At 70.6% G+C, this 13,305-nt stretch carries 15 protein-coding genes and 1 pseudogene; 7 read left to right on the forward strand and 9 right to left on the reverse strand.

The features are described from left to right. Positions 1 to 148 precede the first annotated feature (148 nt). Together G3I56_RS31190 and G3I56_RS31195 are read right to left on the reverse strand one after the other, a co-directional pair. On the reverse strand, positions 149 to 940 hold the full coding sequence (locus tag G3I56_RS31190; RefSeq protein WP_203691078.1) for a hypothetical protein: 792 nt from the start codon (positions 938 to 940) through the stop codon (positions 149 to 151). A gap of 333 nt (positions 941 to 1,273) precedes the next feature. Continuing rightward, positions 1,274 to 3,193, reverse strand: a complete 1,920-nt coding sequence (locus G3I56_RS31195; RefSeq protein WP_164414826.1) for a hypothetical protein — start codon at positions 3,191 to 3,193, stop codon at positions 1,274 to 1,276. Between the two features lie 422 nt (positions 3,194 to 3,615). Between G3I56_RS31195 and G3I56_RS31200 the strand changes: the two genes are divergently transcribed. From G3I56_RS31200 to G3I56_RS31215, 4 genes are all read left to right on the forward strand, one after another. Next, on the forward strand, positions 3,616 to 4,230 hold the full coding sequence (locus G3I56_RS31200) for a hypothetical protein (RefSeq protein WP_343240102.1): 615 nt from the start codon (positions 3,616 to 3,618) through the stop codon (positions 4,228 to 4,230). A gap of 259 nt (positions 4,231 to 4,489) precedes the next feature. Beyond that, entirely contained in the window at positions 4,490 to 5,377 is an 888-nt protein-coding gene (locus G3I56_RS31205) for a hypothetical protein (protein ID WP_164414827.1), read from the forward strand. Further along, positions 5,374 to 5,520: a hypothetical protein gene (locus G3I56_RS31210; RefSeq protein WP_164414829.1), complete on the forward strand. Its 147-nt coding sequence runs from the start codon at positions 5,374 to 5,376 to the stop codon at positions 5,518 to 5,520. The genes G3I56_RS31205 and G3I56_RS31210 overlap by 4 nt, the downstream gene beginning before the upstream one ends. Before the next feature lie 333 nt (positions 5,521 to 5,853). Beyond that, a complete protein-coding gene (locus G3I56_RS31215; protein WP_164414831.1) occupies positions 5,854 to 6,243 on the forward strand; it encodes a hypothetical protein in 390 nt (129 codons plus the stop codon). Positions 6,244 to 6,433: 190 nt separating this feature from the next. Here the strand turns inward: G3I56_RS31215 and G3I56_RS31220 are convergent. The 3 genes and pseudogenes from G3I56_RS31220 to G3I56_RS31230 all read right to left on the reverse strand — a co-directional run. Continuing rightward, positions 6,434 to 6,778, reverse strand: a pseudogene (locus G3I56_RS31220) (GNAT family protein); the annotation flags it as partial. A gap of 120 nt (positions 6,779 to 6,898) precedes the next feature. Then, entirely contained in the window at positions 6,899 to 7,675 is a 777-nt protein-coding gene (locus G3I56_RS31225; protein ID WP_164414833.1) for a hypothetical protein, read from the reverse strand. Between the two features lie 123 nt (positions 7,676 to 7,798). Then, complete coding sequence (locus tag G3I56_RS31230) at positions 7,799 to 8,359, reverse strand: hypothetical protein (protein WP_164414836.1); 561 nt, start codon at positions 8,357 to 8,359, stop codon at positions 7,799 to 7,801. Between the two features lie 159 nt (positions 8,360 to 8,518). Here G3I56_RS31230 and G3I56_RS43345 point away from each other — a divergent pair, with 159 nt between their 5' ends. After that, positions 8,519 to 8,680 (forward strand): hypothetical protein, encoded by a 162-nt coding sequence (locus G3I56_RS43345; protein ID WP_239135215.1) that lies wholly within the window; start codon positions 8,519 to 8,521, stop codon positions 8,678 to 8,680. Here G3I56_RS43345 and G3I56_RS31235 read toward each other — a convergent pair whose 3' ends face one another. Together G3I56_RS31235 and G3I56_RS31240 are read right to left on the reverse strand one after the other, a co-directional pair. Further along, entirely contained in the window at positions 8,681 to 8,827 is a 147-nt protein-coding gene (locus G3I56_RS31235; protein WP_164414838.1) for a hypothetical protein, read from the reverse strand. 15 nt (positions 8,828 to 8,842) lie between these two features. Continuing rightward, positions 8,843 to 10,177, reverse strand: a complete 1,335-nt coding sequence (locus G3I56_RS31240; RefSeq protein WP_164414840.1) for an MFS transporter — start codon at positions 10,175 to 10,177, stop codon at positions 8,843 to 8,845. A 148-nt stretch (positions 10,178 to 10,325) separates the two neighbouring features. On the opposite strand from G3I56_RS31240, the gene G3I56_RS31245 reads away from it, so the two are divergent. After that, positions 10,326 to 10,685, forward strand: coding sequence for a metalloregulator ArsR/SmtB family transcription factor (locus G3I56_RS31245; protein WP_164414842.1), 360 nt, complete (start codon positions 10,326 to 10,328; stop codon positions 10,683 to 10,685). Between the two features lie 107 nt (positions 10,686 to 10,792). Here the strand turns inward: G3I56_RS31245 and G3I56_RS31250 are convergent, their stop codons facing one another. Further along, positions 10,793 to 11,527 carry a DUF1775 domain-containing protein gene (locus G3I56_RS31250; RefSeq protein ID WP_164414844.1) on the reverse strand — a complete coding sequence of 245 codons (735 nt, stop codon included), beginning with the start codon at positions 11,525 to 11,527 and terminating at the stop codon, positions 10,793 to 10,795. A gap of 72 nt (positions 11,528 to 11,599) precedes the next feature. After that, positions 11,600 to 12,277 carry a hypothetical protein gene (locus tag G3I56_RS31255; protein WP_164414846.1) on the reverse strand — a complete coding sequence of 226 codons (678 nt, stop codon included), beginning with the start codon at positions 12,275 to 12,277 and terminating at the stop codon, positions 11,600 to 11,602. 212 nt (positions 12,278 to 12,489) lie between these two features. Between G3I56_RS31255 and G3I56_RS31260 the strand changes: the two genes are divergently transcribed. Next, positions 12,490 to 13,251 (forward strand): sulfotransferase, encoded by a 762-nt coding sequence (locus G3I56_RS31260; RefSeq protein WP_343240103.1) that lies wholly within the window; start codon positions 12,490 to 12,492, stop codon positions 13,249 to 13,251. The last annotated feature ends 54 nt before the right edge of the window (positions 13,252 to 13,305 follow it).

Here is a 13,305-nt window from a genome sequence, read left to right on the forward strand (position 1 = left end):
GCTACGAGATGGTCCGCCGCGACACCACCCGCCGCGAACACCACGTGACCACTGAGCACGGCATCGGCCGAATCGCGAGCGGCCTCATCATCTGGCTAGCCGCCCGCGACTTCCAAAACACGGCCTAAGCGGCCTCAGGCTCGGGGGATCAGCCGCGGTCGAGCCGCGGCAGCGACGCACAGAGGTGCTCGGGCAATTCCGGCAGGATTTTGTGGATCCCGGCGCACCCCGCATCGCCGTTCGTGGCGACCGGCCGCCAGCCCGAGGACTCGGCCCGGTAGAACCAGCGCTGGGAGACACCGGAGGAGGAGCATCCGTCGCCGGCGTCACCGCACGCCGGCCCCATCCGGGTCGACAGGTCCAGCACCAGCCACGTGTCGTCGCAGCCGCGTTCCTCCCAGCTCGTGTGCTTGGGGATGTCCGTGTCGTTGACCGCCTGCCCGTACGAGGACGAGGTGCAACGCGGCGGCGTGGGGTCGCAGCCGTTCTCACCGCACTGCCGCAGGGCGGGTGGCGTGGCACCGACGGGGGTGTACACGTCCATGCTGTTCACCATGACCCGGCGGGAGCCCAGGGGCTCGCCCAGCTTCACCGTCGCTTTGACCCGCCGCGTGCCGGTGCAGCCGGAGTCCTGGTCCAGGGAACGGGTCTCGTACGTGACCTTGACGTAGACCGTGCCGTGCTCGACGGTGTCGAGCTCACCGCGCAGGCTGCGCACGCAGTCGCGTGCCCCGTCGGGCACTTCGGCATCGACCACCAAAGACCTGCCGCCGTCGGCAGTACGGACACCGTCGATGCGAATCGGAGCGGCGAGCGTCCAGGCGGAAGCCGCGGCCGCGCCTGTCGCCTCCGTATCGGTCTCGGCAGTCTCGGAACCGCAGCCGGCGAGGACCGCCAGGGCCGCACCGAGCACGGCCACCCCTATCCCCCGCTGCCACATGCCATGCCCCCCACCCACCGAAGAACCGCAGCCTAGCGTGACCCCGGGTGTCCCCCACCGTCTCCTCCCGGACCGCCTACAGGGCAGATCCAGGCCGAACACGTCGTCCAGGGCGTGGAGATGCTGCATCAGTGACCCGATGTGACAGCTCCCCAAGATCTGTGCCGGAGCCAGCCGAGCGACGTCGCCGCCAACCCCGTAGTGCGCTGGCGGTGTACGTAGGAACGGCGGGGCCCCGGCGGGTGTTCGCAGGGTTGGCGTAGGGGTGACCGGCTAACGGCGCGCCGGAGTTCAGCGTCAGGCCGCCGTGGCCGCCGTGCGGGGTGTCGATGTTCAGCGACGGGCTGCCACGGCTGCCGCAGCCGCGGCCAGGATGCGGTGCAGGACGGGGACCGGGATCGCCGGATTGGCGACCGCCGTGCATGCCGTGTCGCGGTCGTGCAGCAGCGCGGCCAGGACGCGGGCCGGCAGCCGCGGATTGCGCAGCGCGGTCGCGCGGACGTAGTCCGCCGGGTCGTTCAGCAGCCGCACCGCGTCGGCCGGTGACAGCCGGGTGTCCTCGGCCGCACGGCGGCGCACCTTGGCTTCCGGATCGCGGGCGAGATGTGCGACGTCGGCGGGCGTGGACTCCGGATCGTCCAGGGCCAGGCGGCGCATCCGCCCAGCGGGGTCGCCGGCGTAGCGCAGCAGACCCGTACGAGGGAAGTTGGGGTGGCTGCGGGGGCGGCCGGGAAAACTGAAGCTGCCGTCCCACCAGCGCCAGACCTCCAGCAGCATCTCGGCCGGCGCGTCATCGCACGATTCGGCGAGGAACAGGCGGACCGTCCGGTCCTCGTCCCGCGCGAGACGCTCCACGACGTCCGGTGGAAGATGCCGGGCACGGGCCACGCTCCGGCGGATGAGCGGATGGGACGACACGGCGAGGCGGCGCATCGCGTCGGCGTCACCGTGCAGGCCCTCGACCCAGGGCAGAGTGCGCGACATGGACGCCGAGTCGACGTCGTAGCGCACCGCGGCACGCTGCTCCTCGTCGAGATCGGACCGCAGTGCCACCGCCGAGCGGACGTCGTCGTACGGGTCCTCCGCCAGGACGGCGACACCGTGCGCGCTGAGCCGAGGGTTGGCGGCCAGCGCTCGGCGTACCTCCGCGTCCCCGTCCCGGACCAGCTCCGCCTCCAACTCGGGCCCAAGACGGCACTGTGCGAGCGCGCGCCGGGGCTCGGGCAGCACGGAGAAGACGTCCCGCGGCATGGGGACGTCGTGGTGGTGGGCGAGCAGCGCCGCCGTACGCACCGCGTCGTCGGTGTCGGCCAGCAGTCGCGCTCGCAGTGGCGCGGAGAGGTCTTCCCACCGGGCGCAGGCAGCCACCCGCACCCGGGGATCGGCGTCGGCCGCGAGGCCGGGAAGGTGGTGTGCGGGGAGCCCCGGGAGTTCGGCGGCCTGGGCGCGGGCCGGGCCGGCGAGGAGGTCGTCGTACAGGTCCCCGGGGAGTTCGACGCCCCAGGCACGGGCACGCTCCGCCCAGAACACGCGCTGGCTCGCCGACGGTTCGGCGCGGACCATGCGTAGCCACTGATCGGACGTGAGCTTGGGCCGGAAGGTGTCCGCGGGCCTCAAGCGCACCCCCGGATCGGGGTGCGCCACGGCGGCGTCGAGGACAGCGGGCCGGTCGCAGTCATGCAGGAAGCCCTCCTCCACATCCAGCAGCCGGATCAGCAGCTCGTCCGGCGCGGCCGGATTGGCCCCGATCCCCGCCGCCCAGTGCAGAGGCCATGCCGGCCGGCGGGGTACCGCCGCCCACACCTCGGCGCGCTCGACCTCCGTCTCGCGCCCGGCTGCCGCAGCGGCCTCCTCCAGCCACTCCGGCAGCCGGGCGAGGGCAGTCACCCGGGGCCCGTCCGCGCCGGGCACCTCCGCCAGCAGCACCTGCCCGTCGAGAGAGAGCGCCACAAACCCGGGGGCGCCGGTCAGCTCCGGCACACCGCCGCCGGCGTAGCGGACCCGGGTCCACCAGGAGTCGTTGCCGCCGATCCGATGTCCGAGGACGGCCACCAGGAACTCGCCGTCGGCATCGGAAAGGCGGCGCCACCACGCGGCATCGAGCGCTTCCCGGGCCGTACCGTCCGGCGCCGCGATCCCCCGCGCGATCCGCCAGCATGCCTCCGGCGGGAACAGGCTGCCCGGGCGCACGTCCTCGACGACCGTGAGCCCGGCGCGTACGAGCAGTTCGTGGAGTTCCTCTTGGCGCGGCACGCGGTCATGATCCCCGTCAGCTGGAGGCGGAACAAGGCCCTCAGCCCAGGCGCAACCGACCCGCACCCGCGCAACACGTCATTGGCCGCGGCATCGTTCGGCTGCCCCACCCTGGCCACGTGAGTCGGCCCCACTTGAGCGGCGGCCTTCGCCGGCTCCGGCAAGACCGGGATGCCGACACGATGCTCTCGAGGAACTCCTTAGCTGTCCCGATGGCAAGCTCAGACTCCAGCTCGACCGCGCCTTCCATTCACGCCGTCAGAGGGCTGGATGTTGTACACGTACAACATCCAGACCCTGCCTCGCATAAGTCGGGGCAGCTCACGTTCACCGTCTGCGGCCTGTCTTGGCCTGCCCTGGGTGGAAAGGGCCTCGGGCAGCCAGAAGGCCTATTCGATTGTGGACCTAGACGATGGCTTGGCATGGTTCAGGGCATCGTGCGCCTCGCCGCCTCCGCTCACCCCCTCGTGCGCCGGAGCGTCGCCCGGGCCCGCCGTCTCCCGCCGGACGTCGTCGCACTCCTTGCCCATGACGAAGACCGTGTCGTCCAGCTCTTCCTCGCGGAATCCTGCGACGACGCGCCCGCTGACATGCTGCTGCGGGTGTGGCAGTGGTGGACCGGCAGCCTCAGTGCCCCCGATCGCCCTCATGGCCACCCGAACTTCCCCCGCCGCGACCTGCTCCGCTACGCCGATGATCCCAACCCGCGCATGCGTCAACTGGCTTTGGACGACCCGGAGTCGACGGCCGAACTCGTCGAGCGATTCAGCCGGGACAGCAGCGAAGAAGTAAGGCTCCGGGCCGCAGCCGACCCACGGCTGACGCCCTCATCGGCGGTGCGACTGCTCGACGACCCGTACGAACAGGTACGCCGCGCGGCTGCCAAGCACCCCCGGCTACCAGCGCAGGTGCTGACCCGGCTGCTGCGGGACACCGACACCGCAGAGACAGCCGCCCGGCATCCAGGACTACCCGTCCCCGTCATGGAACTACTACTCCAGCGACTCCAGCCTCCCGCCGGCGCCGCAGGCTGCTGATCAGCCGGTTCACGACCTTTTTCGGTGACGATCACGAGTCTGGACACGGATGCGGTACGACCGCTCCAGGGGCTGGAGGACGACCGCTTGGGTGCGTAGTCATCGCGAACTGGTACCGCCAACTGGTTGCAGGGCAGTAGTTGCCGGAGTCACTCTCCGATAACGTACCGACCAGACGGTACGGCTGGGTGTGCCCCACGCGCCGTCGTGTGCTCGATGAACAGCAACGTTTCATCCGCCACAGCACGGAGAGGCCCTCATGACGCAGAACACGGACCGCGACAGCCTGGCCTTCGCACGCCAGACCTGGAGAACTCTTGAGCCCTACCACGGGGCTGTCTACTTCTCGCCCGAAGCCGCAGGCCAGTACGCCGAGTTGGGCGTGGACGCCAGGACGGGGTACTTCGCGTCCCGCTCCGCCGCGCTCGGCGCCGCTCCGGCGGACCTGGTCATCGCCACGTTCTACAACTTCAATCCCCAACTGGTGCGCCGAGCCATACCCGCGGCATGGGAAGCCGCCACGCCCCAGCGGTTCACCGCCGCACGGCTCACCGGGATCGATACCACGCTCCGCCGCATCCTCGGCGCGGACGTCTCCTCACCGGCGATCGCCCGCGCGGCGGAATTGGCCCGTACCGCGGCTGAAGTGACCGTGCGCCATCCACAAGGCCGCCCCCTCTTCGCCGCGCACGCCGCACTGCCGTGGCCGAGCGCACCCCACCTCGTCCTCTGGCACGCGCAGACTCTGCTCCGGGAGTTCCGTGGCGACGGTCACGTGGCAGCACTACTGACTGCCGGACTGAGCGGGCTCGAGTCTCTCGTCACGCACGCCGCCACAGGCGACATCGACGCAGGGGTGCTGCGCGACTCGCGGGCATGGACGCCGGAGGAGTGGGGACAGGCCGTGCAGAACCTTCGTGAGCGTGGATGGCTCGACGACGGACCTCACCTGGCCTTGACCGAGGACGGTACTCGGCGCAGGGCGGAGATCGAGCACACCACCGACAGACTTGCCGCCCTCCCTTACATCACGCTCGGTCCTGCCGCCTGCGCCGAACTTCGTTCGCTGGTACGGCCGTTCAGCCTTGCGGTGGCCAAGGAGCTCCTGCCGTGGGCAGCCAACCGCCTCAGCGAAGAGAGCACATGAGAGATGAGAGCGAGGTCGGGCTTTCTCGACGGCTGAAGACCTTCCGGATCGTGACCAAGGTGCGCATGCATCCGCGGCACGCGACCGCGTTGGTACGGGTCCTGCTGGTGCTGACGCACCACCAGGTGGCTCATGACCGATGATCTCCCCGCAATGATCACCGTGATGAGCTGCGCGAGCACCCCAACGACTCATCACACCAGGACCGTTGACCTGGATCAATCACGATGGAACTGCCCGACGTCCGCTCGCCCCCGGCGGCCTCACCTTCTCAGACCCGGACCGCCATATCTGAGCGCTACCACCACGGGTTGCGCCACGTCCAGGACCAGCTCACCACCTAGCCCCACCGCCCGGTATGCCAGCGCCTCCACCTGGACAGTTGCCGTAGCTGGCCTGGCTCCCGCCTCGGATACCGTGTTCCTCTACGGGGTGCCATAACGGATGTGACGCCCCCCACCGGAGGTAGTCAGAGTATGAGTTCAAAGCGCAGCAAGAATCCAGCCCTGCCCGTACTTGACGACGCATTCCGACTCGCGTCGGTCAAGGACGCCGAAGAGTCCACCCGTGACTTGTCCGCGCGGCTGGCCACCACCGAGCTGCGCCGCGTTTCCCACCCGGGCCGGGTCACCTGGGAGCCCACCGATCAGGCCGAGCCCGTACCGGTCCCGCCGACTGTGGTCGACGGTGACGGGGACCTGTGGCTGCGGGACCGGGGCACTGGCACCTGGACCATGCCCGAGTTCAACCCGAAGGAGTTCCCGGCCCGCTGTGGCGAGGTTCTGACGTGGAACCAGCTTGCCCGCGAGTTCGGCCCCCTCACCGCACTGGCCGACGACCGCCGCATCGGCGGCGGCCGGCGCTGACCGCGCAGCCTTCTGGGACGACCGCGCCCCTGAAGCGCCCGTTACGGGTAGCTGGGAGCTCCAGTGTTTGTAAGCACTTCTTTTGGCTCCAGCGCACGGCTGCGAAGTGGCTCCAGGCGTACGGAGTTGATCTGGCCCCATTCTGCCCTCAGACCGTCATCTGACTCTGCACGTAATTGATCGGGCAGGCTCAATCGCCTCGGATGCGGGCGTGCAGGTGCATGTCGTGTCGGCCGTCGTCGTGGACTGCGGCGCTGCGCTTGGTGCCTTCCAGGAGATAGCCGGATTTGGTGGCGACCTTGCAGGAGGCATGGTTACGCGTTGAGTGGTCCAGATGCAGGCGGTGGAAGCCGATCTCGTCCAGGGCCCAGACGGTGAGCGCCGTGAGAGCGCGCGAGGCGATACCGGCGCCGCGGGCGGCCGGAAGTACCCAGTAGCCGATCAGCAGTCCGGTGATGCCGAAGACCTTGTGACGGTTGGCCTTCCGCCAGGTCGGTGCCGGGGGCTCGGTGAGCACGCCTATGACGGTCGGGGCTTTCGCAGCCCAAACGGGGTCTCCTTGTCGCTCGGGGTGGTTCGTGTGGCCGGTCGGCCTGTCCGGTCCTCGCCCGGCCCCGCAGCTGCGGGTGGGCGAGGGCCATGCGGAGCGACCGGGTCAGCGCTGGAGCGGGTGGACGTTGTCGGGTTCGTCGCCGAAGCCGTTGTCGTCCGCCGGGGCGGGGAGGGTGGCGTGGATGTGGAGCGCGGGGTTGAACTGGGGCTGGAACTGCGGCGGGTGGTTGTGGACGATGGGCCGCAGGGTCAGGCCGCGCAGGGCGAAGATGCTGGCGAGCGCCCACATGAGGGCGGCCAGCCCAGTGGCGGTGGCGCGGCCTCCGGCCGGGGAGGCGGACCAGACCATCGCCAGCGTTACGCAGCCGAACAGCCCCCACGCGATGCGCGCCCCGGAGTTGCGGAGGAAGCCGCCGATGAGGGCGAGCAGTCCGGTCAGCTGCCAGAAGGCGTAGAGGGCGGCGGGGGCGACGGAGAGGTGGGCGGCCTGGTCGGCGAGGAAGAGCCGGATGGGGTGGTCGACCGTGCCCCACAGGCCGCTGCCGTCACCGGCGGTCGAAGCCGGAAGTGCGGACAGGCCCTTGAGAGTGGTGCTGGCGATGTCGTCGGCGGTGTCCACCATCATGACCATGAGGCTGATCCCAGTGAGCAGTCCGGCCGTCTTGATCCAAGCGGCGATCTCGTGCCAGTCGGCGTGCCCGGCCTGGAACAGTTCATCCCATCGCTGGTAGAGGAAGCCTCCCTCTTGCCAGGACTCCTTCCACGCGGTGCGCAGCCGTGCGAGGCGCGGCTTGTCGTTGTGGCCGGGCGGCAGTTCGGGCAGGTCGAGGATGCTGTTCGAGCGGTGCTGACCGTTGATCGGCTTGTCGTTGCTGGCCATGATCTCGGCTGCTCCTTCGCTGGAGATCGGTGGTGAGCTGGTTGGTGTTGGCCGGGTGGCCTGGCCCGCGTCCGGCCCCCGGGCGTGCGGGGATCGGGCGCGAGGCGGGGAACCCGGAACGGGCTACAGGCCGCGGGCGTCGGCGAGAGCGGCGGCCTGGTCGACCATGCGGATCGGGACGCGGCCGCCGTGCCAGACGTCGTTGAAGCCCGGCACGGAGTCGACGTGGTTGCCGAACTGGCGGCGGATCGCGTCCAGGAGTACGGCCGCGGCGGTGGCTTCCAGGCCGCGGTTGCCGCGGGCCTCTGCTCGGATGGCTCCGAGCATGCAGGCGGCGCCGTCCTCGTCGACCAGGACGTCCTTGCACCAGCCGACGGTGAGCAGGCGGTGGTGGGCGCGCTGCAGAACGGCGGCGGCCGGTGTCGGGTACGCAGCGGGCGGTGGCTGGAGGGTCGGTATCAGGGGGACGGCGAGGACGTCGTCCAGGTCGACGGGCGCGGTCTCGATGTGGGCGGTGTTGACCTCGTAGGCGACCTTGGCTTCGTCCAGCCGCACGGTCGTCACCGTGTTGATGAACGCCAGGCGTTCCTCGAGGGACAGTGCCGTCGGCGGCGCGGGTGCCGTGGCGGTCTGGGTGGTCGTGGAGGGGTGGGCTATGGCGGGGGAGGGTGTGGTGTGGGGCATGAGGGCTCCAGGCGGGGTACGCCTAAGGGCGCCGCCGGGATGGTGTCCGGCGGCGCCCTTAGGCGACGTGCAGCAGGTGAGTTGAGGCTGGCGGGTGGGTAGTCACCACACCTGCGCCCCGGGCATCCTCGATCCACCAGGCGCGGGGAAGGGGATCGGGTGGAGTTCGTCTTCGAGTGCGGGTGGTGCGCCGGGGACAACTTCTTCGTGGGCAAGCAGGTCGGCTTCTGGGTCGACAAGTGGGAAGTGCCCTCGGAGTGGGACTGCCGCTTCTGCGACGGACTCAACTACACGCACGACCCGCCGTGGACCGAGGCGTAGTCAGAAGCTGGAGATCAGTCCGGCAAGCGAGGTGAGGCCACTGTTGATGGCGGGGGCCAGGCCAGTCGCGGCGAGAGTGAAGCCGAACAGGGTGCAGGCCAGCATGGAGCCGACACGCACGTAGCCGCCCTTGAGCAGGACGAACACGATGATGCCGGACGGTCAGCCGTGGGCGTGCAGGCCGTCGAGGAGCGGGTGGTGGCTGTGCCGCCAGCCGCCGCCGACCCGTCGCGCGTCGGCCAGATGGGGGTGCCCGGCGGGGAGACCGGCGTGCTCGTGCTCGACCGGCGCCGGCCACAGGCGTACGGCGAGCAGTGCGGCGGCCAGGGCGACGGCGCCCAGGGCGAGCACCGCGGACCTGAGCCCTGCCGTCGCGCCGAGCCATCCGGCCAGCGGGTACGTGAGCAGCCAGCAACTGTGCGAGAGCGAGAACTGGGCCGCGAACGGCGAGGTGCGCCCCTCTGCGGGCGCCGTCCGGCGGATCAGCCGCCCGGTCGGAGTGAGCACCATCGAGCAGGCGGCACCGAACGCGGCCCAGGCGGCCAGCAGCGCGGGCCAGCGCCAACTGCCCCCGCCCGCCGCGGTGACGGCGCCGAGAACGAGGAAGACCGGGGTGAGCAGCAGCCCTCCCCGCAGCATCACCGCACGGTCCGGAACCCGGTCGAGCACCCGGGGCAGGAGCAGCGCCACGACCATCGAGCCCGCACCGAACGCGCCGAGCGCCAGCGGTACGTCACCGGCGCTGCGGCCGAGCTGGTCGCGGACGTACACGACCGTGTTGACGGTGACCATGGCGCCCGCGGCGGCCACCGCCAGATCCAGGGCGAGCAGGGCACGCAACTGCGGAACGGCGAGGAAGAGGCGGGTGCCCGCGGTCGCCCTCGAACGGACACTGCCGGTCGATGGGGCGATGGCAATGGAGATGACGGGCTTGGGCAGGACGGCGGAGGTCACCAGGGCGGCCGAGGCCAGGAAACCGGCCACCGTGCCCAGGAACAGCCAGTTGTAGGTGATCAGTGACAGCAGCGCGGCGGCGAGGGCCGGGCTGAACAGGCTCTCCAGGTCGTACGCGAGCCGGGACAGGGACAGGGCCCGGGTGTAGTCGCGTTCGGCGGGCAGTACGTCCGGTACGAGGGCCTGGAAGGTGGGGGTGAACGTGGCCGACGCCGCCTGGAGGAGGAAGATCAGGACGTACACCTGCCAGACCTGGTCCACGAACGGCAGCAGCAGCGCGACCCCGGCCCGGATGAGATCCGCCCCCACCAGCAGCGCGCGTCGCGGCAACCGGTGGGCGACCGCGCCGACGGCCGGGGCGATCACCACGTACGCCAGCATCTTGACGCCGAGTGCTGTGCCGAGCACCGATCCGGCGGCGGCGCCCGCGAGGTCGTAGGCGAGCAGGGCGAGGGCGACCGTCGCCAGGCCGGTGCCGGTCAGGGCGACGACCTGGGCGGTGAAGAGGCGACGGTAGGCGCGGTTGCGGAGTACGGCGAGCATGCGGCGGTCCCTTGGCCGGTCGGGGAGCGGGCGTGGCTCGACTCCGCTGCCTCCACTGTAGCCATAGGTGCGCACCTGTGCACATGTTGATGCGGGAATCGGTACGGCGACACCCTCGACGGGTCCGCCCTGCCTCTACGCTGAGGTCATGCCTGCTCGCGAGACCTTGCCAACTGCGGCCGATGCGCACTTGCGTGCCCCGGACAGCGCGCGTCTCGCGGAGGCGACCGAGGTGTTCTCGCTGCTGTCCGACGCGACGCGGCTGCATCTGCTGTGGCTGCTCGCACAGGGCGAGTCGGACGTCGGCTCGCTGACGGAGCGGTGCGAGGCGTCACGGACGGCGGTCAGCCAGCATCTGGCGAAGCTGCGGCTCGCGGGGCTGGTGGACACGCGCCGCGAAGGGCGGTACGTCCACTACAGCCTGCGCGACGGGCATCTGCGGCGCCTGGTGATGGAGGCGTTGAGCCATGCCGACCACAGGGTGAGCGGCAGGGCTCCGCACGACTGAGGGCTGCGCCCCCGGACGGGCTGAAATACCCAGGGCCTGGGCTGGGTACATGCAGCAAACGGGTGGGTGGGTAGGAAACCAGGCCTGGGCTGTAGCGGCCTTGCCTGTTACTCCTGGTTGCCACTCCGGCGTCGTACGACATAGAACGCCGCACCCGCCACCACGACCACAGCCGCCCCGATGCCGATCCAGGCACCCGCGGACATCCCACCGTCGTCGCTCGCCGCCTCGGCGGCCGGGGATGCCGACGTCTCCGTGGCCTCGGCCGTGGGTGTCGGTGACGCGGATGCGGTCGGCGACGGCGACTCGGACGCCGTCTCGCTCGGCGACGGGCTCACCACCTTCGCACCCGGCGCCGCAGCCTTCAGCTTGAGCACCGGCGCGGGCTGCTCGCTGCTCTCGTCCAGTTCGATCCAGCGGTCGATCTTGCCGTCGCTGTAGGTCTGCAACGACTTGAAGGCGAGTTCCTTCACGTCGGGGAGCTGCCGTACGACGACGGAGTACTCGGCGTTAACGCCGGCCTTCAGAGCCGGGCCCTTGATCGTGTAACCGTCGTCGGCGGCCGTGAACTTCCAGCCCGTGGGGCCCTCGCCGTAGGTCACGTCGCCGGGCGCGATGCCCTTGGGCAGGATGACCCGGACCGCGGCGATACCGGCGGTGTCGGACTCCGCCTCCGCGTCGAAGGAGATCTCGACGTTCTCGGCGAGAGCCTGGGCCTTGTCGGACTCGACCTCCACGTGGGCGGCGGCCGGCCCGGCGGTGAGGAGGAGAAGGACGGCGGCAGCGGTGGCCGCGAGGGTCAGGCGTCGCGCGGTGCCGTGCTGGGTGGGGGCAGTGAACATGGGTGTCTCCGGGTCTTTCCGGGCGTGCGATGGCACAGAACGGCCGATCTGCGTCGGGCCGTTCCTGCGGGGTCAGTTGGCGGGAGTGAGCCACGCCGACGGAGGGCCCCGCCGTACCAGCACGTCCGCGAGAAGCGCGCCCCGAAGAGGCAGCGCGTCCGTCCGTCGCGGGCGTCGTACTCGCGATGCGCGTCTGGTCGGCGCCTGCCGGCCGTCGAGCAGCGCCCGTACGGTGGCGATCCGCGTCCGCACCGCCTCGACGGCCCCGGTCAGGCCGCGCGCCAGCGACCAGCAGGCCGCGTCCGCGCGGTGCAGCAGCCCGGCGACGAGTACGGCGGCCACAGCATGCAGGACCGTCATCGCGGCCGAGTGGTGCAGCCCGCCTGGCCAGGCCCCATGGGCGGGCATCGCATGATGCGCGTGCGCATGCGCGGGCATGGCGGTGGCTGTGGCCGTGGCTGTCGTTGCCGTGGCGTGTGAGTGGGCGGCCGACAGCCACACATGCAGCCCGGTCTGCGCCGCCGCGCTCGTCACCACCACGGCGGCAAGTGAACGCGGGCGCCGGGTACCGATCAGCCCCACGGCGAACAGCAGCACCGCCGCCGCCACGCTCGACCGCCACGGGGCGGGCCCCTCGGCGACCAGATGATGCGCGCTGACCCCGAGCACCGTGCCGACGACGGCGAACACCGCTGCCCGGAACACGGGCAGTGGCGCGGAGTGCGTCGTCGGCGTACGGAGCATGGTCATGGCCCGCCCATCATCAACCATGCGGCGGCCGGGCAGGGACCGGGTCTCAGGAATTTCTTATTCCTTTCCCATGGCGGACCCAGGCATCGGTAACACGATGGTCAAGCACCCGAGGGGGAGTGGGGGTTCTGTACGCCGGGGGGCAAGGAGGCATGGTCATGGTCCTGGTCGGTCCGGAAGTACGTCGAGTAGCTCGTGGGTTGGGACGGCGCGTGCGGCAGTTCGCGGAGCCGCCTGTGCCGCAGTCGGCCCACCGGCTCGTCCCGGACCCGGTGTTCGTGATCTCCTCAGTGCGCTCCGGCTCCACGCTCCTGCGGGTCCTGCTCAACAGCCACCCGCAGATGCGGGCGCCGCACGAGATGCACCTGCGCACTCTGGCGGTCGACCTCACCAAGCCGTACACCAGCAAGGCCATGGCCCAACTGGATCTCGACCAGCGCGAGTTGGAGTACCTGCTGTGGGACCGCATCCTGCACCGGGAACTCGTGCGCAGCGGCAAGCAGATCATCGTGGACAAGACCCCGGGCAACGCGGGCTTCTGGGAGCGGCTCGCCGAAGGCTGGCCGAAGGCCCGGTACATCTTCCTGCTTCGCCACCCCGCGTCGATGGTGAGCAGCTTGATCAACAACCGTCCCGACCGCGACCTCGGCGCGACCGTACGGGAGGTGCGCATGTACGTCGAGGCGGTCGAAGCGGCCCGGAACGGGCTGGACGGACTCACGGTCCGTTACGAGGACCTGACGGAGCGGCCCGAGGCGGTCACCCGGGAGATCTGCGCGTATCTCGGTGTGCCCTGGACGCCGAGGATGCTCGACTACAGCAAGGGCGATCACGGCCCCTTCGTGCCGTTCATCGGTGACTGGAGCGCGAACATCAAGTCGGGGAAGATCCAGCGGGCCCGGCCGCTGCCGGACGCCGAGGACGTCCCGGAGGCGTTGCGCGACCTAGCCCGCGCCTGGGGGTATTCCTGTTGAGGCTGCTGTCCGCATGGCGCTGACCGGCTCGCGGCGTCCATACCTTGTCCGCCT

This window comes from Streptomyces sp. SID12488, assembly GCF_010548275.1.
Lineage (GTDB): Bacteria > Actinomycetota > Actinomycetes > Streptomycetales > Streptomycetaceae > Streptomyces.

Excerpts from the sequence above, each read along its gene's own strand:
- G3I56_RS31190 (WP_203691078.1), bottom strand. The coding sequence starts at position 940 with ATGTGGCAGCGGGGGATAGGGGTGGCCGTGCTCGGTGCGGCCCTGGCG.
- G3I56_RS31200 (WP_343240102.1), top strand. The coding sequence starts at position 3,616 with ATGGTTCAGGGCATCGTGCGCCTCGCCGCCTCCGCTCACCCCCTCGTG.
- G3I56_RS31205 (WP_164414827.1), top strand. The coding sequence starts at position 4,490 with ATGACGCAGAACACGGACCGCGACAGCCTGGCCTTCGCACGCCAGACC.
- G3I56_RS31210 (WP_164414829.1), top strand. The coding sequence starts at position 5,374 with ATGAGAGATGAGAGCGAGGTCGGGCTTTCTCGACGGCTGAAGACCTTC.
- G3I56_RS31215 (WP_164414831.1), top strand. The coding sequence starts at position 5,854 with ATGAGTTCAAAGCGCAGCAAGAATCCAGCCCTGCCCGTACTTGACGAC.
- G3I56_RS31225 (WP_164414833.1), bottom strand. The coding sequence starts at position 7,675 with ATGGCCAGCAACGACAAGCCGATCAACGGTCAGCACCGCTCGAACAGC.
- G3I56_RS31230 (WP_164414836.1), bottom strand. The coding sequence starts at position 8,359 with ATGCCCCACACCACACCCTCCCCCGCCATAGCCCACCCCTCCACGACC.
- G3I56_RS31240 (WP_164414840.1), bottom strand. The coding sequence starts at position 10,177 with ATGCTCGCCGTACTCCGCAACCGCGCCTACCGTCGCCTCTTCACCGCC.
- G3I56_RS31245 (WP_164414842.1), top strand. The coding sequence starts at position 10,326 with ATGCCTGCTCGCGAGACCTTGCCAACTGCGGCCGATGCGCACTTGCGT.
- G3I56_RS31250 (WP_164414844.1), bottom strand. The coding sequence starts at position 11,527 with ATGTTCACTGCCCCCACCCAGCACGGCACCGCGCGACGCCTGACCCTC.
- G3I56_RS31255 (WP_164414846.1), bottom strand. The coding sequence starts at position 12,277 with ATGACCATGCTCCGTACGCCGACGACGCACTCCGCGCCACTGCCCGTG.